This window comes from Candidatus Binatia bacterium, assembly GCA_029248525.1.
GTDB lineage: Bacteria > Desulfobacterota > Binatia > UBA12015 > UBA12015 > UBA12015.
On sequence record JAQWJE010000008.1, the window covers coordinates 131,416 to 150,417 of the forward strand.

The 19,002-nt window shown below is 62.1% G+C and carries 19 protein-coding genes; 9 read left to right on the forward strand and 10 right to left on the reverse strand.

Annotated elements, in window-relative coordinates; all coding sequences use genetic code 11:
• Positions 1–49 precede the first annotated feature (49 nt).
• Positions 50–472: a DUF2304 domain-containing protein gene (locus P8K07_01225; protein ID MDG1957142.1), complete on the reverse strand. Its 423-nt coding sequence runs from the start codon at positions 470–472 to the stop codon at positions 50–52.
• Positions 473–728: 256 nt separating this feature from the next.
• Between P8K07_01225 and P8K07_01230 the strand changes: the two genes are divergently transcribed.
• On the forward strand, positions 729–1,559 hold the full coding sequence (locus P8K07_01230) for a ZIP family metal transporter (GenBank protein MDG1957143.1): 831 nt from the start codon (positions 729–731) through the stop codon (positions 1,557–1,559).
• On the opposite strand, the gene P8K07_01235 is transcribed toward P8K07_01230, so the two are convergent.
• The 4 genes from P8K07_01235 to P8K07_01250 are packed head-to-tail and all read right to left on the reverse strand — an operon-like array spanning position 1,556 to position 5,539.
• On the reverse strand, positions 1,556–1,819 hold the full coding sequence (locus P8K07_01235; protein ID MDG1957144.1) for a MoaD/ThiS family protein: 264 nt from the start codon (positions 1,817–1,819) through the stop codon (positions 1,556–1,558). The genes P8K07_01230 and P8K07_01235 overlap by 4 nt on opposite strands.
• 7 nt (positions 1,820–1,826) lie before the next feature.
• Positions 1,827–4,091, reverse strand: coding sequence for a xanthine dehydrogenase family protein molybdopterin-binding subunit (locus tag P8K07_01240; GenBank protein ID MDG1957145.1), 2,265 nt, complete (start codon positions 4,089–4,091; stop codon positions 1,827–1,829).
• Complete coding sequence (locus tag P8K07_01245; protein ID MDG1957146.1) at positions 4,088–4,567, reverse strand: (2Fe-2S)-binding protein; 480 nt, start codon at positions 4,565–4,567, stop codon at positions 4,088–4,090. The genes P8K07_01240 and P8K07_01245 overlap by 4 nt, the downstream gene beginning before the upstream one ends.
• A complete protein-coding gene (locus P8K07_01250) occupies positions 4,568–5,539 on the reverse strand; it encodes a xanthine dehydrogenase family protein subunit M (GenBank protein ID MDG1957147.1) in 972 nt (323 codons plus the stop codon).
• Positions 5,540–5,556: 17 nt separating this feature from the next.
• Between P8K07_01250 and P8K07_01255 the strand changes: the two genes are divergently transcribed.
• Complete coding sequence (locus P8K07_01255; protein MDG1957148.1) at positions 5,557–6,654, forward strand: XdhC family protein; 1,098 nt, start codon at positions 5,557–5,559, stop codon at positions 6,652–6,654.
• A gap of 10 nt (positions 6,655–6,664) precedes the next feature.
• Here the strand turns inward: P8K07_01255 and P8K07_01260 are convergent, their stop codons facing one another.
• From P8K07_01260 to ggt, 4 genes are all read right to left on the reverse strand, one after another.
• Positions 6,665–7,321 (reverse strand): nucleotidyltransferase family protein, encoded by a 657-nt coding sequence (locus P8K07_01260; protein MDG1957149.1) that lies wholly within the window; start codon positions 7,319–7,321, stop codon positions 6,665–6,667.
• Between the two features lie 5 nt (positions 7,322–7,326).
• A complete protein-coding gene (locus P8K07_01265) occupies positions 7,327–8,967 on the reverse strand; it encodes a hypothetical protein (GenBank protein MDG1957150.1) in 1,641 nt (546 codons plus the stop codon).
• 166 nt (positions 8,968–9,133) lie between these two features.
• Complete coding sequence (locus P8K07_01270) at positions 9,134–10,024, reverse strand: glycosyltransferase (GenBank protein MDG1957151.1); 891 nt, start codon at positions 10,022–10,024, stop codon at positions 9,134–9,136.
• Positions 10,021–11,676 carry a gamma-glutamyltransferase gene (gene ggt, locus P8K07_01275; GenBank protein ID MDG1957152.1) on the reverse strand — a complete coding sequence of 552 codons (1,656 nt, stop codon included), beginning with the start codon at positions 11,674–11,676 and terminating at the stop codon, positions 10,021–10,023. Before ggt ends, P8K07_01270 begins: the two co-directional genes overlap by 4 nt.
• 79 nt (positions 11,677–11,755) lie before the next feature.
• Here ggt and P8K07_01280 point away from each other — a divergent pair, with 79 nt between their 5' ends.
• Positions 11,756–12,910, forward strand: a complete 1,155-nt coding sequence (locus P8K07_01280) for a GNAT family N-acetyltransferase (GenBank protein MDG1957153.1) — start codon at positions 11,756–11,758, stop codon at positions 12,908–12,910.
• Here P8K07_01280 and P8K07_01285 read toward each other — a convergent pair.
• Complete coding sequence (locus tag P8K07_01285; protein MDG1957154.1) at positions 12,907–13,233, reverse strand: SCP2 sterol-binding domain-containing protein; 327 nt, start codon at positions 13,231–13,233, stop codon at positions 12,907–12,909. The two genes, P8K07_01280 and P8K07_01285, sit on opposite strands and share 4 nt — an antisense overlap.
• Before the next feature lie 122 nt (positions 13,234–13,355).
• Here P8K07_01285 and dprA point away from each other — a divergent pair, with 122 nt between their 5' ends.
• From dprA to P8K07_01315, 6 genes are all read left to right on the forward strand, one after another.
• Entirely contained in the window at positions 13,356–14,330 is a 975-nt protein-coding gene (gene dprA / locus P8K07_01290; protein ID MDG1957155.1) for a DNA-processing protein DprA, read from the forward strand.
• Positions 14,331–14,370: 40 nt separating this feature from the next.
• Positions 14,371–15,705 (forward strand): methylenetetrahydrofolate--tRNA-(uracil(54)-C(5))-methyltransferase (FADH(2)-oxidizing) TrmFO, encoded by a 1,335-nt coding sequence (trmFO, locus tag P8K07_01295; protein ID MDG1957156.1) that lies wholly within the window; start codon positions 14,371–14,373, stop codon positions 15,703–15,705.
• A 172-nt stretch (positions 15,706–15,877) separates the two neighbouring features.
• On the forward strand, positions 15,878–16,768 hold the full coding sequence (locus P8K07_01300) for a branched-chain amino acid transaminase (GenBank protein ID MDG1957157.1): 891 nt from the start codon (positions 15,878–15,880) through the stop codon (positions 16,766–16,768).
• Positions 16,747–17,487: a glutathione S-transferase N-terminal domain-containing protein gene (locus tag P8K07_01305; protein MDG1957158.1), complete on the forward strand. Its 741-nt coding sequence runs from the start codon at positions 16,747–16,749 to the stop codon at positions 17,485–17,487. Before P8K07_01300 ends, P8K07_01305 begins: the two co-directional genes overlap by 22 nt.
• A complete protein-coding gene (locus tag P8K07_01310; GenBank protein MDG1957159.1) occupies positions 17,484–18,332 on the forward strand; it encodes an aldolase in 849 nt (282 codons plus the stop codon). Before P8K07_01305 ends, P8K07_01310 begins: the two co-directional genes overlap by 4 nt.
• Positions 18,333–18,338: 6 nt before the next feature.
• On the forward strand, positions 18,339–18,983 hold the full coding sequence (locus P8K07_01315) for a class II aldolase/adducin family protein (GenBank protein MDG1957160.1): 645 nt from the start codon (positions 18,339–18,341) through the stop codon (positions 18,981–18,983).
• The last annotated feature ends 19 nt before the right edge of the window (positions 18,984–19,002 follow it).

The window sequence follows — 19,002 nt, forward strand, 5'->3', positions numbered from 1 at the left end:
GGAAAGTTCTTCCCGAGCGCGCGGCGCTTGTGGGGCGGGATTGGAGTCATCAGTCCCGGGGCGCCTCTGTCGATTGGTTGGCGTTTTTTTGCTGCCGAAGCAGCGCAACTTCTTGTGCAAGTAATTTGATCTGCAGGCTCATCCCGGAAAGTCGGACAGCATAATTCAGAGAGAGGATGAGAAGAAAAAGCAGACCGAAGAAAAACAGCGTCGAGCTTGGTGTCCAAGCTCCGATCGCTTCCGTGAGTTGTCGCAGAACCTCCAGCGAGCCGGTGACGATCAGCATCCCCGTCGATACGAGAATCCAGATCGGGGAATACTCCTCGCGCAATCGACCGCGCTGGACGAGAAAGAGCACGGTACCCAAAAGCGTCAGGCAAACTGTGATGGCTATGACGCGCGTCATCCATGCATCCGGCTGTGAGAGAGCGAGGTTGCGCATGGTATCGGCCGTGAGCGGCGATGGGTTCATCAGCATTCCTCCGAATATTTTGACCGAAGCCTCCCGGGACTTTCGTTCAGGGCTCTTGCGCGCAGCAGCGATTGGGCTGAGCTTTTGGGCAAAGGATCTGAATTCATGGGAATTGGGCGCCTCGAGGTAGTTCAGCCACCCTCCAAGGGGGCTCTGGATGATCTTGTCTCATGAGCAGCGCTTGCTTTGCAATGGTTCTTCACCAGCTGAGGGCCGAATCGACAGGCGAGACCATCGATGGGATTGGGCTTTTTGCATGGCCGAAGTTGCCCTGCTCGAGTTCCTGACCGGGCAGCGGCTCCCGGACTTTTTGATCGGTCATGTGACAGTTGGCGGCGAGGTGGGTATTGAGGTCTTCATGGCAGCACCCATTCTTGCAATTCTGGCCGGGTTGGTCGCCCTCGCGGGTGGACTGGCCGCGCTTCGGCTGGATGCCTGGCGAGCGTGGATCGTCGCCTTTTGTGCAGGGACCTTGATCAGTGCCGCTATCCTGCTCGTGCTGCCCGACGCCGTCGATATCCTCAGATCCACAGATGTCGCAGGGGAGGGGCATATGGCGTATTTAGCCGTTGTTGCAGGGTTTTTTGCATTTTTCCTGATCGAGAATGCCGAGCCGGGTGCTGAGGGCCCGGCTTCTCACCATTCCCACGGGCACCAGACGGGGCTTTGGGGCGCCGCGGGGATTGCCCTCCACGGATTCATCGATGGCGTGGCGATCGGTCAGGCGTTTTATCTCGGGGCTGCTGTGGGTTGGACAATTTCGATCGCCATTCTTGTTCACAAGTTGACGGATGGAGTGACCGTTGCCGGGGTTATGCGTGGCACCGAGCAGAGTGTCGGTGCCACTCGACTCATGATTGCTCTGACCGCTTTGGCGCCGCCTCTGGGTTGGGTGCTGCAGAGTATGATTGTGATTCCGCCTTTATGGCTGGGCTTGGCTTTGGCTTGGTTTGCCGGCGTCTTTCTCTATCTGGGGACGACCAGCCTTTTGCCGGCTGCCTATGCGGCGCGAGAGTCACGGAGTATTCCCCTCGCTGCTCTGGTTGGAATGTTGTTGGTTTCGGGAATTTCTCTCGCTTTGCACTAGCCTCCGCCCATGGCGGGGACGATATAGATTTCGCTGGTCGGCTCGAGCAGACTCGCGAGCGGATGGTCGACGATCGTATCGTTGATGGCGATCGTGAATCCGGCCCTCAGGTCATTCCCCTCGAAGAGGTCTGCGGTGATGCCCGGGTAGCGTTTCTCGGCTTGCTCCAGAGCCTCGCGCACGGTCGGTCCGATGACCTCGAGCCGTTCCGCGCCTCCGGCGTGACGGCGCATCGGGGCCGTCAGGAAAAGCGTGGCCATTGGGAGTTTAGTCCCCCGTCTGGAGAGCGGCATGCACGCGCGGTGGCGATAGCGGCAGGACGGGCAGGCGTTTGCCGGTCGCTGCCGCAACCGCATTCGCGATAGCGGCAGGCGGAGGGACGATGGATGCTTCACCGACGCCACGAATCCCGAGTGGGTGGGCCGGATTGGGGCATTCGATAATCACCGCTTCGATCAGCGGCACGTCAAGAGCCGTCGGGATTCGGTAGTCGAGCAGGCTGGCATTCTCCAGCTGGCCCTCCTTGCTGTAAATATATTCTTCACCGAGTCCCCAGCCGATCCCCTGGACGCTGCCCCCCTGCATTTGGCCCTCCACGTAGGCGGGATGAATCGCTCGACCGGCGTCCTGAAAAACGGTTCCGCGCAAGATGCCGACTTTTCCGGTCTCCGTATCCACTTCGACGTCGACAAGGAACCCGGCAAAGGAAGGGCCGTTGGCGCGGTTGGCGTTGACGGTGGCTCGGCCGACCAGCGGGCCGCCCGTCCGTCCGGCCTTGCCGGCGATCGCCGCCAGGGAAAGACGTTCGCCGTTAGGGCGGATGGCATCCCCGTCCTCGAAGACGATGCCTTCCTCGGGGCATTCCCACATGCGGGCCGCACGCTCCCGCAATTGGCGTTTGGCATCCTGTGCGGCTTCGAAAACCGCGAGGCCGGTGGCCATGGTCACCCGACTTCCCCCGGTAACGTCCGTGTAGCCAATGGTGTCGGTGTCAGCGACGCTGGGGCGCACGTCGGCTGCCTCGAGACCGAGTTCTTCGGCCGCGATCATGGCGCACGACGTCCGCGAGCCACCGATATCGGGTGATCCGGTGACCAGAGTCGCGGTGCCATCGTTGTTCACGCTGAGAATTGCACTCGACTGCAATCCTGCATTACCCCATCCCCCGCCAGCAAACCCGCGGCCATAAACCAAGGGTCCGTTGGGTGGCGGTAGCTCGGCGGAATAGTGGGGGTGGCTTTGAGCGGCGTCGAGAAGCTCCTCGTACCCAACCTTCTGCATGCGCGGTCCCCAGGGTGCCTGAACGCCTTCACAGGTGGCATTCCGCCGGCGGATCTCGATGGGATCGATGGCCAGTTTTTCGGCCAATTCGTCGAGCAATGTTTCCGAGGCAAAGGCGGCATTCGTGCCGCCGGGTGCACGATAGGCCGCTGTTCGCGGGCGGTTCACGACGATGTCGCGACCGACGATCCGGAAGTTTTCGAGTGCATAGGGAGCAAAGATGACAACGGCCCCCATCAGGACAGGCGAGCCGGGGAAGGCACCGGCCTCGTAGTCGAGAAGGGCGTCTGCGGCGACGATCTTGCCGTGGGCGTTCGCACCCATCTTGAGTCGAATGACAGAGCCCGATGTCGGGCCGGTCGCTCGCAGAACTTCGTTGCGGGACATGACCATATGTACCGGGCGTCCCGAAATCTGGGACATGCGAATTGCCAGCGGTTCGAGGTATACGGTCGTTTTGCCACCGAAACCGCCACCGATCTCGGCGGGAATCACCTTCAGTCGAGAGAGCGGGATCTGCAAGACCTTGGCGCAGAGGCTCCGGATATCGAAGGAGCCCTGCGTGCTGCACCAAAGTGTGATTTGGCCGTCGGCATCGACTTTGGCCAGTGCATTATGTGGTTCGATATATCCTTGGTGAACCATGGCTGTGGTGAACTCACGCTCGACAATCACCGAGGCGGCTGCAAATCCCTCGTCCAGATCGCCGCGGGCAAATTCGATCACCTTGGCGATATTGGAGGGCTTGCTCTCCGGCACTCCGGCGGTATGAAGCTTCTCATGCAGCAGGGGGGCTCCCTTGGCCACAGCCGCTCTGACGTCCATCACGGGGGGCAGAACTTCATACTGTACTTCGATCTTGTCGAGAGCCTCTTCGGCCAGGTGAGCCGAGGTGGCGGCGACCGCGGCAAGGGCATGGCCATCGTAAAGGACTTTGCCCTTGGCGAGCAGATTGTTGGAGAGGTCGTTTGCGTTGGTGGTGCCCTCGCCAAGGGCCTCGGTACGGTCGGGTACGGACGGCAGATCGTCCCCCGTGATCACCGCGTGGACGCCGGGCATGGCTTGGGCCCGACTGGTATCGATCGACAGGATCCGGGCATGGGCATGGGGGCTTCGCAGGACCCGGCCGTGCAGCATTCCGGGGAGCGAGTGGTCGGCCCCATAGAGCGCCCGTCCGGTGACCTTGTCGATGCCGTCATGGCGGACCGGACGGGTGCCGATAACCTTGAATTCTCGTTCTGAGGTTTTCATGAGTTGCGCATCTCTCTGGCGGCATCCTGGACCGCTCGAACGATCTTGTCATAGCCGGTGCAGCGACAGAGGTTGCCGGCCAGAGCCAGGCGAATCTCAGCCTCGTCGGGGTCCGGGTTTTTTTCCAGAAGCGCCTTCCCGGCGATCAGGAACCCGGGAGTGCAGATGCCGCATTGGAGAGCGGCATGTTCAAGAAATTGGCGCTGCAAGGGATGCAGTGTTTCCCCGGAAGCCATTCCCTCGACCGTTTCGACGGTGCGCCCCTCGGCTTCTACAGCGAGAATCAGGCAAGAGCAGGCAAGTCTTTTGTCGAACATGACGCTGCAAGAACCGCAGTCACCGGTGCCACAGCCTTCCTTCACACCCTTCAGGTCCAATTCGTCGCGGAGCACTTCGAGGAGCGTTTGGCGTGGTTCGCAGAGGAACTCCTTGCTCTCCCCGTTAATCGTCGTGCTGATGTGATTCTTGGTGGCCATTCAGGACCCCTCATGGTTTCGGGCCCGTTCGGCGGCTGTCCGCACAACACGCCGTGTCAGAGTGCCGACGAGCGATCGCCGATATTCGGCGGGTCCCCGTTTGTCGGAAATGGGTTGTGCGATAGCGCGCGCCATCTCGGCGGCTTGCTCGAGAGTCTCTTCGTCGAGAGTCGAGCCAAGTAGATGGGTGGCGGCTTCGGTTGCTTCGATGACCCGAGGCCCCACGGCACCGAGTGCGAGTCGCGCCTGGGTGCACTCGCCGGCGGAATTCAACGCCAATGCGACCCCCACACCAACCACGGCAATATCCATCTCGTTGCGTGGGATGAACCGCTGATAGGCGTCGGCAAAGTGCCCGGTGCGTCCCGGAACCACCAGCGCGATCAGGATTTCACCTTCGCCAAGCTGGTTTTGGCCAGGCCCCCGGGCGAAGTCCACCAGGGCCATGATGCGCGAGCCCTCAGGACCCTGAATCTCGCAGCTGGTGTTCAGTGCGGCGAGGGCGGGCACGGTATCAGCGGCCGGAGACGAATTGCACAAATTGCCGGCCAGAGTCGCGCGATTCTGAATCTGGTCTGATCCAATCAGCATGGCGGCCTCGCGGAGCCCCGGGTAGTTCGACTGGACGACCGGATCCTCGCCGATTCTGGCGCAAGACACTGCCGCGCCGATCCGCATCCCACCATCGGCGGTATGTTGCAGAGTTTCCATTCCGGCAACGCGCTTGATGTCGATGATATGACGAATACCCCGAGCACCATTTTTAAGTTGCACGAGCAGGTCGGTTCCGCCTGCGAGCACGCGCCCCTGGCTGCCGGCGGCCGCGAGGAGCGAAACGGCTTCCTCGACTGATTGTGGTGCTGAGTATTGGATATCCTGCAAAGTGTAGCCCCCCTTGATGCGTGGTTGACCCATAAGCGTACCGGGGTCCGGCGTGCAAACAGATTCGGGTCGCTGCAGGCAGGTGGGCATGTTTAAGTTCAACTAGCTTGGACACCTTTTCCGAAATTGTCGGGGCCCTGGTGGGCCGGATCGAGGGGGCGGGGCAACTCGCTCTCGCAACGGTCGTGCGGACGCGGGGGTCGACCCCACGGAAAAAGGGCGCCCGTCTTCTGATTGACCCCTTGGGTGGCTCCTGGGGCACCGTCGGCGGCGGTTGCGGAGAGGCCGAGGTCTTCGCGCGCGCCCAGCGCGTGCTCGCAACCGGGCTGCCCGAACTGGTCGAGGTCAACCTTCTCGAAGATCAAGGCTGGGAGAGTGATTCGATCTGCGGAGGCATTCTCGATATCTGGATCGAGCGATTTACCCCCGACGCCTCGACCGCTTTCTTGTCGGCTGCGCAAACCACCGTCGCGCGCGGTGCGCCGGGTGTTGCCGCGGCATTGCTCTCGGGCGAGGCGACCGAGAGCGTGAGTCAAAGGGCTGTGTGCCCGCTGCTGGGCAATGGCGCGGGCCCGATGGAGGTGGACGACCGCGCCTCGGAACTTGCCTGTCCGCTGGGGGATACCGCCTTGCAGTCGGAGCTTGTCGCCGCATTGGGCGACGCCCAGCTGCCCGCGGGGAATTCAGGCGAACTGCTGGTGGGCGCGGCCGGAAGCCAGTTTTGGGTCGAGAGCCTGTCGCCGCGCCCGGAATTGGTGGTGGTCGGTGCCGGGCATGTAGGCGCCGCTCTGGCGCAGATGGCGAGTCTGGCGGGCTTCTCCGTGGTGGTCCTCGAGGACCGCTCGACGTTTGCCCACCCTGAGCGCCTGCCGGGTGTTGATCGGATCGTAATCGGCGACCCCGAGGTGCACCTGCGGACGCTTCCACCGCACATGGCTCGGCATATTGTGCTGGTCACACGAGGCCATCGGATGGACGCTCGCTGCCTCGCGGTGGCCGCCGAGATGCCCTCGCGTTATCTCGGCATGATCGGAAGCCGGCGTCGCGTGCGTCGGATCGTGGCAGAGCTCGAGGCGGCCGGAGTCTCGGCGGAAGCGCTCGCTTCATTGCATGCACCCATCGGGCTTTCGATCGGGGCAGAGACACCGGGCGAGATCGCGGTCGCCATTCTGGCGCAGATCATCGGTCAGCGTCTCTCGCGTTGAAGTAGCGGGCTTAGGGAGAGCGCTCCGCGATCGCGATCGGCGTTTTTCGCCATCGGGCCAGACTCTCCGGGGTATCGATATTCAGGAGCACACCGGGGTCGGAAACCGCGACCTCGAGAACCCGATCCGGGTCCCGGCGCACCACCGAGCGAGCGCCCTGCCTCAGATCGGGTGCCGCGAGTTCCGACCAAATTTCGCGAGCGAAGTAGGTCGGGTGCCCGCGTTTTGCGGCATAGCTGGGTACGAGGATTGGGCGGCTTGATGAGCTGGCGGCCCGACAAAGCGCGACGATTGTCGAGGCGCGGATCGCCGGGTGGTCGACCGGCGCCACGATCACGCCACGCAGCTGGGCCGACCGAGAAAGATCCTCAAGCCCTTGTCGCACGGAGGCAATCGCCCCTTCCTCGGGGTGGAGGACGCGCAAGCAGACTACGCCGGTAATCTCCTCGAACGCAGCCCTCGTGGTCTTTTCGTGGGCGCCGATCGCCGCCAGAATTGAGCCGACGCCACCGGCTTGCAGGGCGTGGGCGACATGGGCGGCAAAGGTTTTGCCGTGAGCGACCGCGGCTGCTTTCGGCTCTCCGAGACGTGTTGAGGCTCCCGCGGCGAGGATCAGCCCCGCGATCGCCGGTCGGGCCGGGCGGTCGCGGGGCTCAGGCTCGGACATTTCGCCTAGAAGACTTCGCACCAATCACAACGCTTGAACGTCGGATCGCCCGGGTCCGCGCCGAAACAGAGATCTTCGACGCTTGCGGGATCAACAGGGGTGGTGACGCAGCTGCCGCGCTGACACGCCTCGTAGATTTCGCAGTCGCATCCATCCAGATCATCTTCGCTGCAGACCTCAGGGGTACAATAGGTCGAGCCACATTGAATTTCGTGGTCGTCGGGAAGCAGGCAGTCGAAATCTTCCTCGCAGTTACAACTGCAAGCGGTGCCATCGATCTTGCAGTCGTTGCCGCAGAGCAATTCACCGGTGCAAGGAAAGTCGGAGTTTTCATCCCAGCCGCCGAAGGCATCCTCGCAGGTCTCGTAGTAGTCGAACTTCTCGAAACGGCAATCGTCACCGGCTGGCCCGGGAGTGCATTGGGTTCCGGCCGTATCGCATTCCTCACCCAGTTCGTAGTCCACGATGCCATCGCCACAGAAGCCTGCTGGCGGAGTGGGCGCCGGGGTTTCTGCCGGCGTTGGCGTTGGTGCGGAGGTGGGTCCCGGCGTCTCGGCAGGGGTCGGCGTCGGCTCTACAGCAGGCGTCGGCGTGGGCCCTGGGGTGTCGCTGGATCGCACGTCGCTTACCACAAAGTTCTGCGTCGCGGTCGACCAACTGACTTCGGTTGTTTGCTCGGCCGAGGGAAAGCCGTCAATCGGGAATGTACCTGAGAGGTCTCGCAGGAAATCCCTGTCGTTTCCTTCGTCGTTGTCCCCGTCGATCTCGGTCACCCAGAAGGTCGAGGAGCCCAGAACGACGCCGTCGACTTTGGCTACAGCGACGTGCTGTCCTGGTCCGAGTAGATTGTAATTCCACAGGACGCCGAAGCCCGTCGCGCTATGCCCGCAGATCTCCTCGGTATCCGCCCGCTCGGTGCCGTAGGCGGTCGCCACGACCTGAGCGCCACCGTCGATCTCGATGGTGACCGATTCTGCCTCGCAGGCCCAGCCGGACATCACGGAGATGCCACTCTGAAAAGACGTGTTGCCGGGAACTTCAAAGCTGCCGGCAGTCGTGGTTTCTCGCGGTGCCGAGGGAACTTCGTCAGGTGTGCCGAGAAGGCCATCGAATCCGTTGATGAGAAAGCCCTGCTGCCCTTGTTGCCAGATCAACTGCGTCGATTCGCCGGCGACCGGAAACTCCGCGATGCTCAGATTACCGCTCAGGTCGCGGACAAAGGCCTTGTCCTCGTCGAGGCGGACCACATTGAAGGTGGAGAGGGCGCCAAACGGAGATCCATTCGCGTAGCCTCGGGCTGTATGGCTACCCGAGGAAAACAGCGCGTAGTTCCAAAGAAGGCCAAAGCCAGTGTTTTCCTGGCCGCAAGTCGCGAGGGTGTCCTTGCGCTCGGTTCCATAGGCGGGCACGAGGACTTTTTCATCGGAGGTGCCTTCATCGATCACGACCTTCAGATCGTTTGCGCCGCAGTGGAATCCGGAGATCAGGCCGATGCCGCTATAGGTGCCTCCATCGGCCGGGTTCCCCAGCACGCCGATGGACGCCTGCGCCCGCGCGCCGGTGGCCGCGCCCAGAACCAATGCGGCCAGAAGAAGGCCGACCCGCCAGGAGGAACCAGAATTCGCCTTATCGATTAGAATCTTCATCACCAAAACCTCGTTTTCGGTCGTGAGTGTCTCACTCCATCCTATCTTCGGCACCTACGCCCGACAGCTGAAGGGAGCAACTCCCGGATGCCGTTTTTGCCCCGAATATAGCTTTCCTCATGCTACGCTCGCCAGCATATGGCCTGCAAGGCACGATTTGGGAGGTTCAGCGCCGTCGCCAGTGAATCGCGAGCATTTCTCGATAATGGTAAAGCCGACCGAGCGCTCGGTAGCGATTGCGGATGTTTCCGGTTGCGGTCCACAGGCTGTAGAGGGTGACGGCCTTGAGCAGGTTGGGCAGGATGCTGGAGAATAATCCGTTCGGTTTGTACGTGAAGCGGCTGCGCCCCTGAGCCCGGTAATGCTCGCGGAAAAAATCTTCGGTCAGGTGGGCATCCTCCACGCGGTGGACCACGCGCGCGTCGGCGATATAGTCGATTTCCCCGCCGAGGTGGCGGATGCGATCCGCCAATTTACGTTCGTCGTTCAAGCCGGCCGCTCCGGGGCCCAGGCGCTCATCGAAGCCGCCGATCACGCCCATCGTATGGCGCTTCAGGGCCATGTTGAAGCCGATCAATTCGCTGCGCTTGCTTCCCGGGGGGAGCACGTGTCGGACGATCGTCCCCCGGCCTTCAATCGATTGCCGGAGGCCGTCGTCGGTCTCGAACTCCTCGGGCCAGGCGATGGTTCCCTGCGCGGCGACAGACTCGGGATGTTCCTCGAAATGGTCCGAGATTGCGGCCAGCCACCGCGGCTCGACCAGGACGTCATCGTCGAGAAAGCACAGAATCCCGCCGCTCGAGGTTGCCATCGCGGCGTTGACCGCCCGAGATTTCCCTCGTTTGTCGACTCGTACGACGGTGCGAGATTTCCCCGAGCGTCGCCAATCGGAGAGCAGGCGGGAGGTACCATCGGTCGAACCATTATCCGCCACAATGATTTCCCACGCGCAGTCGGGTGGGTCGAGACTGTCCATGCTGTGTAAAAGGTCGGACAAATGCGAGACCCGGTTCCGCGTCGGAATGATGATCGAGATGCGTGCACGGTCGGGCCTCACGGTGTGGCCTCGGTTTCGCTGAGCTTCGCGCTTCCACCCTTGCGGCGGTCGCCGGCTCCGGCAAACGAACCTCCGGGTTCTCGGACCGCCAGAGACGCGGCGGCAACGCCGCGAACTTCGCGAATCTGGTGGCCGAGCATCTGCAGCGCGGCGCGGTCGACTTCGGGCATTTCCCTCTCGACCAGCAAATAGTCCGGCATCCATTGGTGGTGAACGCGAGGCGCGCCTACGGCCATTTCAGGGGACATGTCGAAGTCGAGCACATTGGAGAGCACCTCCAGCGTCGCGCTGATGATCAGTGGACCACCAGAGGCGCCGACCGCGATGATCGCCTTGTTCCGGCGCACGGCAAGGGTCGGGGTCATGCTGCTGGCCGGTCTTTTGCCGGGTGCGATGCGGTTGGTGGGCCCCGGGGCCAGCCCGAAGAGATTGGGCGCATCGAAGGTGAAATCGTCGATTTCGTTATTCAGGATGATGCCCGTGCCCGGGACACCGACGAGGCTGCCAAAGGTCGTGTTGACGGTGGTGGTGAGCGCTGCACCCGATCCGTTGCCCGCGAGCACGGAAACGTGTGCCGTTCCGCTGTCCGATGGGGGTGGCGCGACAGGCGGGTAGCTCTCGCTCGGCAGGACTTCGTAGCTGCGCAGGCGATTCCGGAGTTCGGCACCTCGCGGCGGCCAAACCGCGGCATCCCAACCGGGGTCACCTGCCGACTGGGCTCGGTAGGCAAAGGCATGCTTGAGAATCTCGGCGAAAAGATGCCACCGCGTGGGTGTACTCGACCCCAGTCCTGCGACATCGTAAGCTTCCAGCGTATCCAGCGCGCTGATCAGGGCGATCCCGCCGCTGCTCGGAGGCGGCATTGTCAGAATCTGCGCACCGCGGTAATTCGTGGTCAGTGGTCTCCGCCACAGAGCCTCGTAGTCGCGCAGATCCGCCATCTGTAAAACTCCACCTTGGGCCCGGGCGGCGGCCACGATGGCCTCGGCGATCGTCCCTTCGTAAAAGGCGGCCGGTCCTTCGGCGGCGATCCGACGAAAGGTAGCCGCGAGATCCGGGCGGGTGATGAGGTCGTCCGCCTCGGGCGCCTTTCCGTCAGCATCGAGAAATACCTGGCGGAGCGCCGGGTCCTGCGCGATGGATTCCCGCACCGCCTGAATTCTCTTCGCGAGATGAGGGGATACGCGGAAGCCTTCGCTGGCAAGCCGAATGGACGGCTCGAAGAGCCTGGCCCAGGGCAAATTCCCGAATCGCTGATGGGCCATCCAGAAACCGCGGATCTCGCCGGGGACGCCAATTGCCAGTCCGCCGCGTCGGCTGCGAGCGGGTTGGTAGACTCCGTTTTCCTCGTAGAGTTCGGGCGTGGACGCACCGGGGGCTCTTTCGCGGAAGTCGAGCGCCGACGCGATCCGGTCCGGGGCGCTCCAGATGACCAGAAAACCGCCGCCGCCGATACCGCAAGACGAGGGATGGACGGTACAGACGGCCAGAGCGGTCGCGATGGCTGCATCGACGGCACTGCCACCGTCGGCGAGGATTTTGGCTCCGGCTTCCGCTGCCTGAGGGTTTTCCGTGGCGACAACGCCGGGAGCAGCCTTCGCTGCCGAAGCTGCAAGTAGAAAGGTCAGGGCGATAAGGAACCGGAAAGTCACCAATTCCGGTTCTACTTCCGAGGAATCGAGAAGGCAACGCAGAAACGACTTCGAGGGCGAATTGTGTTAAGAAAAGTCCGTGGTTTTGGCCGGAGAAAAGGATTTTTACCTCGCGGAGTTCCGTCAGCGAACGCTGGTGCTCGCCATCGAGCGCACCGCTCTGCAGAGAGTCGCGGCGCGGCGACGGTTTGCTGCGGTGACCCGGGAGTTGGTGGAAAACCGGACCCGGGTGGTCGTGGTGCTGGGTGGAGATGCCGGCGATCCGGCCGATGCACGTTCCTGGTTGCAGTTGCCCGAGAAGGCTCGGGCCCGACGATCTCCGCTCGGCGGCCGTGGCCCACGGCAGGATGCGGTCGGTTGGGACTCGGCAGCCGAAGAGCCCGGGTTGTCGCGCGTCTGGCAGGTGCTGCGCGGCCGTGATCTATGCCTCGTCGTGACGCCGGGGCAGGCACGAGGGGTCGCGGGACTCGTTGCCCGCGGGCTCCGGGCGCTGAAGTTGGTCCTCCTGGACGAGCAGGGGGGCCTTCGGGAGGCTCCGTCGGCGTCGCCTCTCTCCTACCTTGACGGCTCGCGGCTCGAGGTCTTGCTGAAAGCGGGAGAGGCCGAGTTTCAGGGTCTTGGAGCGCGCCGTGGGGATCTGGAAGTCATTGGACAGATGCTCGACGCGGGCGTGGGCTCGGTCAACCTCTGCAAACCGGGTGATTTGGCGCAGGAGCTGTTCAGTTATCAGGGTGCTGGCACCTTTTTCTCGAGAGACGACCATTTGGCGATTGGTCGTTTATCGATCGATGACTTCTCGGAGGTCGAGCGCTTGCTCGCCCGCGGTCAGGCGGAGGGGTTGTTGAAACCGCGCACGGCAACCGAAGCTGGAGAGCTCCTGCTCGATGGCTACGGCGCCTGGATTGGCGAACACCATTTGGCCGGGGTCGGTGCCTTGCGTCGAGGACTTTATGCGCCGGAGCAGGCGGCCGAGATCGCGGGTCTTTATGCGATCACGCGATTCAAGGGTGAGGGAATTGGCAAGAAACTCGTCCGTCGGATGATTCAGGACGCTCGGGATGATCAATTGCAGTTTGTCTTCAGCGTGACGTCGGCCGAGCGTGCCGCCAGTTTTTTTTGCAAGGAAGGTTTTCTCGAGGTCGCGCCCGAGTCACTTCCAGCGGCAAAATGGCATGGTTATCCGCCTGAGCGCCGGCAGCGGATTCGCGCATTTCGGATGGCTCTGTCGGGCTAGCCGAGCCCGAGCAGGTCGCGGAGCCGCGTTGCGAGGGAGAGATCCCCGTTGACCCGCAGGCGACCGGTCATGAACGCGAGCTGGTGGCTTATTTTCCCGGTCGCGAGATCCACATAATCGCGTGCGGTCATTTTCAGGGTCATGCTGGGGGACTGATGCAGGCCGGGCTCAATCACGCAGGAGTTGTCGCGGATCGTGACGATATAGGGGCCTCCCTCATCCTCGGGAGACAATTCGAATTGAATCACGGCGTTGAGGCCCGGGGCCATCTCGGGATCGAAGCGGCCGGGTAGTTCAGCCATCAATTCTGTGACGTTGGGCATCGCGTGGGTAGATGGTGGAGCGCTGAGCGGATGTCAAATCCAGTAAAGTTGATCTGTGGAAATTCCTTCGAATTGCGTTCCTTTCCATTGCCTTCTCCCACCCGCGGACTAGTGGATTCTGGATGTCTGCTCATCGAGTCGAGGACCAATCGGATATTCTCCTCCATCCAACCGATCCAGCCTATCCCCGCCTGCTGGCCTGTATCGAAGACCCGCCGAATCCATTACGGATGCGAGGCCTTACCGCAGATCTTCCGGCATTCTTTTGCGCACCGACCATCGGTATCGTGGGGAGTCGAGCCTGCCGGATGGACGCCGAGGCCTTCGCGCGGCGGCTCGGCCGGGATCTCGCACGGTCCGGTTGGGTGGTCGTAAGCGGGTTGGCTCGTGGGATCGACGCAGCGGCGCATCAGGGGGCGTTGGAGGCTGGGGGGCGGACCCTCGCCGTGGTTGGTTGCGGTCTTGATGTGGCGTATCCTCGGGCAAACCGGGCGCTGCGCGAGGCGATCGGTCGCCGCGGCCTGCTGGTGGGGGAATACCCGCCCGGGACGCCGCCGTGGAAGCAGAATTTTCCGGCCCGAAACCGGATTCTGAGTGGTTTGAGCTGCGGGGTCATTGTCGTGGAAGCAAGTGAGCGCAGCGGATCGCTGATTACGGCGCGACTCGCCCTGGCGCAGGGACGCGAGGTGCTGGCAGTCCCCGGATCGCCTCTGGACGGGCGCTCGCGCGGCAGCAACGCCTTGCTGCGCGATGGAGCGGGGCTCGTGCAGTCGGCGGCCGACGTCGCCGAAGCCCTTCCCTGGTCGGCTTCCTGGGCGCCGTTGTTGCGCTCGCCGAACAGCGAAACCGACAGCGGAAATAACAGCGCGCCGGGCCGCAGGCCGGATAGGGCCCCGGAGAGTGTTCCCGGCCGCGCGGTCCGAACCTCGGCCCCGGGGTCGGCTCTGGAAGGCTTGATCGATCAGGGTGTTCAGGTGGTGGACGCACTATCGGCCGCCACACGACGACCCGTAGGAGAGTTGCAGGCCGAGCTCTTTGGTCTGGAGCAGGGCGGGCGGATCAGGCGTCTCGCGGACGGCAGTTACCGATTGGCCTGAATGCGTGGCTCTCAGGCAACCCGGAAGCTAGGGTGCAGGGATGTCCGGTCGAGTCAAAGTGGTGGGAGGCGGTCTCGCGGGTTGCGAAGCCGCATGGCAGCTCGCGCTGCGCGGCGTAGATGTGGATCTGCACGAGATGCGCCCCGAACGCAGCACCGAAGCTCATCAGACACAGGATCTTGCCGAGCTGGTCTGCTCGAACAGCTTTCGCAGCGCCGAGCATACGGCCGCGGTCGGACTCCTGAAAGACGAGCTTCGATCGGTTGGCTCCCTGATCATGCGGGAAGCCGATCGCCATCGGGTCCCTGCCGGCGGTTCGCTTGCCGTGGACCGGGAAGGCTTTGCGGCGGGAGTCACGGCGGCGATCGAGACTGCTCCGCATATTCGCCTGGTTCGGGGAGAGGTTACCGAGCTGCCCGAGGGCCTGACGATTCTCGCCTCGGGCCCTTTGACTTCCAGTTCGCTTGCGCAGTCTCTCTTCGGGCTCTTTGGTGAGGAATATCTATATTTCTATGATGCGATCGCGCCCATCGTCGTGGCTGACTCGATTGATTTCGACACGGCTTGGCGAGCCTCGCGTTACGACAAGGGGGGGGACGACTATATCAATTGCCCCCTCGATGAAGCTCAGTACAACTCTCTCATCGACGAGGTTCTGGCGGCAGAAAAAGTCGAGACCAAATCCTTTGAGCGATGCGTTCATTTTGAGGGCTGCCTGCCCATCGAAGAGATGGCCCGGCGGGGCCGCAAGACTCTCTCCTTCGGCCCCCTCAAACCGGTCGGGTTGCGCGATCCGAACACGGGTCATCGGGCTCATGCGGTCGTCCAGCTCCGGCAGGATGATCGGGAAGCTCGTCTGTTCAACATGGTGGGCTTCCAAACGAAGATGACCTATCCGGAACAGCGCCGGATCTTTCGCATGATTCCGGGGCTGGAGAAGGCGGAGTTCGTGCGTTTGGGCAGTCTGCATCGAAACACCTTCATCGATTCCCCAAAACTTCTGCGACCGAGTCTGCAGACGCGAGCGCGCGAGGATCTCTACCTCGCGGGCCAACTCATCGGTGTTGAGGGGTATCTCGAATCGACATCGATGGGCTGGTTGGCCGGGGTCAATGTGGCGCGTCGTCTCGCGGGTCAGGAGCCTCTTTCCCCACCAGCAACGACTTCCTTGGGTTCCCTTTTGGGGTACGTGACGGACGAAAACCGCACAAATTTTCAACCAATCAATGCGAATTATGGACTTTTCCCGCCTCTCCCGGGCCGGACGCGCAAGGGGCGCGAGCGGCGGCTCAAGCAGGCGGAGCGGGCGCTGGCCGAAATGGAGCCATTTTCCGCCCATGCGACCGCGGATGTGGCCGAGGCGGTGCCGGGTTAAATTCTTCGACTGGCGTGGAATTTCACTCTCCGTGGGGGAGGCGCACCAAGGGAATCTTCTGTTAAGAGTTGGCTGCGGTCCTGCGAGGAGACGCAGGGAAAACAAGGCGTTGATCATTAATCGACGCGGGGCGTATCGGAGGTTGTGAGTGGACAAGGGATCCTGGATATGGATGGACGGAGAATTCGTTCCTTGGGACGAGGCAAACGTGCATGTCCTGACGCACACGCTGCACTATGGATTTGGCGTCTTCGAGGGGATTCGTTGCTACCGACAGGACGACGGCTCTACGGCAATCTTCCGTCTCGAGGACCACAACCGGCGACTTTTTGATTCGGCCCATATCCTCGGCCTCCCAATTCCCTTTTCGCGGGACGAAGTTTATAAGGCCTGTATCGAGACGGTCGAACGGAACGGTCTCGAAGAAGGCTACCTGCGCCCCCTTGTTTTCAATGGCGCCGGCGAGATGGGGTTGGCGGTGCTCAACAAGGTCCGTGTTTCGATCGCCTGCTGGCCATGGGGCGCCTATCTAGGGGAAGACGCGGCGCAGAAGGGGATCCGGGTCAAGACCTCCTCTTTCTCGCGGGTTCACAGCAATACGCTGATGTCGAAATCGAAAGCGGTCGGACTCTATATCAATTCGATTCTTGCCGCTCATGAGGCGCACGATGCCGGTTACGATGAGGCCTTGCTGCTCGATACAGCCGGATTTGCCGCAGAAGGCCCCGGGGAGAACCTTTTCGTGGTGCGTGACGGGGAGATCCTGACACCGTCTGCGGAATCGATCCTGCCGGGGATTACCCGGGATACGGTGATCGGCCTGCTTCGCGAAGGTGGATATTCCGTTCGTGAGGAGCGTATTTCTCGCGACCAGATCTACGTCGCCGATGAAGCCTTCTTCTGTGGTACCGCCGCCGAGATTGCGACCATCCGGGAACTCGACGGCCGCCAGATCGGCAGCGGCCAGCGAGGTCCCATCACGGAATGGGTTCAGGGACGTTATGCGGCGACCATTCGCGGCGGCGAAGGTGCAAAACCGGAATGGCTCAAAAAAGTTGGCTAGGCGCCTCTGTGCGTCGTGCGCTTGATGTGACCTCCTCGCTCGGGACGACTCTATTGTCCGGAGCAGGTGGCCGAGCCGTGCAAGGGATCGGACCTCGCCCGCAAGAGCGACTGGTTCTTTATGATTTCGAGGCTTGTCCATTCTGCAGGAAGGTGAGGGAGCTTCTTTCCGACCTGGATCTCGAAGCGGAGATCCGCCCATGTCCCAAAGGGGGACGTCGTTTTCGACTCGAGGCCGGACGTCGCGGGGGACGCGAGCAATTTCCCTTTTTGCTCGACCCGAATACGGGTGTCGAGATGTACGAGTCGGAGGAAATCCTTCAATACCTGGTGCGGCAATATGGCGACGGGCGGTTCGAGCCGTATTTGCGTGGAAGCACGCTGAAGACTGTTTTTGGTTCGCTGGCTTCACTGCAGAGGATGGGCGCGGGCACATGGACGCGCGCGGATCGTGGGTCGGTGGAGCCCGCGGAACTCCTGGAATTGTGGAGCTTTGAGGCCTCGCCGTTTTGTCGTCTGGTTCGTGAGGCTTTGTGCGAGTTGGAACTTCCGTATATCTTGCGCAATGTGGCCAAGGACAGCCCGAGCCGACCCGAGTTTCTGGCGATTTCAGGTCAGATGCAGGTGCCCTTCTTGCGGGACCCGAATACTGGCCAAGCACTCTTCGAGTCCGCCGAAATCATCGATTACCTGCAGGAGACCTACGGAGAGACCGAATGAGCAATCAGCCTCGTATGGAGCGACTTCTTGGCGCCGATCGAAAATGTTTTGACGTCGCGATCGATCATGGAATCTTCAACACGCCAGGCTTTCTTGCCGGGATCGAGGATATGGAAGCCGCGGTCGCCACGATCGTGGATGCCGGCCCCGATGCTGTGCAATTGGCTCCCGGGCAGGCGCATCTTTTGCAAAATGTTCCAGGTCGTCAGAAACCCTCGCTGGTATATCGCGCCGATGTCGCGAACGTTTATGGCCCCAATCCGCCATCGGAGCTTTTTTGCACGCTCATGGAGTCACCGGTGGAGCGCGCTGTCCGTGCTGACGCCGCGTGTGTCGTGATCTTTCTTCTGCTGATTCCCGAGGAGACGGAATTACATCGACAATGTGTAGAAAATCTCCTTCGCATCCAACCGGATTGCGAAGCTCTGGGGATGCCGCTGATGGTCGAACCGATCGCCATGAAGCCCGACGGCAAAGGTGGTTTCGCGGTCGATGGAGATATGGCCACCGTGCGCACTCTGGTGCGTCAGGCGGTCGAACTTGGCGCGGATCTGATCAAGGCAGACCCGACCGATGACCCTGATGACTACCCGAAAGTCCTTGAGGCAGCCGGTCGATGTCCCGTTCTGGTCCGGGGTGGAGGCAAGGCGTCGGAAGAGGAGATCTTCCAGCGCACTGTGGATCTGATGGGGGCAGGTGCCTCGGGCATTGTCTACGGCCGCAATGTGATTCAGCACGAGAATCCGTCGGGGATCACGCGTGCTTTCATGGAAATTGTACATCGCGGCGCGTCGGCATCCGATGCCATGGGCATTCTCTACGACCTCCCCGGAAGTCAGGATTAACCCGGCGTGAGCGATCGGACGGCAGCGGAGATCAAGGAGGCACTTCTGGCGACCGCGCAGGAGATGCTGCGCTCCGGGTTGGTGGAGGGAACCTCCGGCAATCTTTCGGCGCGCTTGCCCGACGGAAATGTCGTGATGACGCCGTCCTCGCTGAGCTACGAAAAGATGCAGCTCGAAGACTTGGTGGTCGTCGACCTCGATGGCGAGGTGCTGGAGGGCTCCCGCGGTCCGACGACCGAGAAGGCCCTGCATCTCGCCTGTCTGCGTCGCTATCCCGAATTGGGCGGCGTGATCCACTCCCACGCGATGTTCGCGACGATGTTCGCGATCACCCACCAGGCGATCCCGTGTGTGGTCGAAGAGTTCGATGTATTCGTCGGAGGGGATGTTCCGGTAGCGAACTACCAACTGACGGGCTCCGATGAGCTGGGTGAAGAGGTGGCTTCGTGGCTGGGCGATCGCGGTGCTGTTCTGATGGCCAACCATGGATTGCTGACGGTGGGCGGGTCGCCGGAGAAGGCCATGCAGGTGGCGCATTTGGTAGAACGGACGGCGAAGATTGTCTGGGGCGCGAGATTGCTGGGCGATCTTGTGCCTCTCCCCGAAGAGACCCGCGCCACATTCGCTCCGATCTACAAATTGATGCGGTGAACGCTGCCATGCCGGCTTG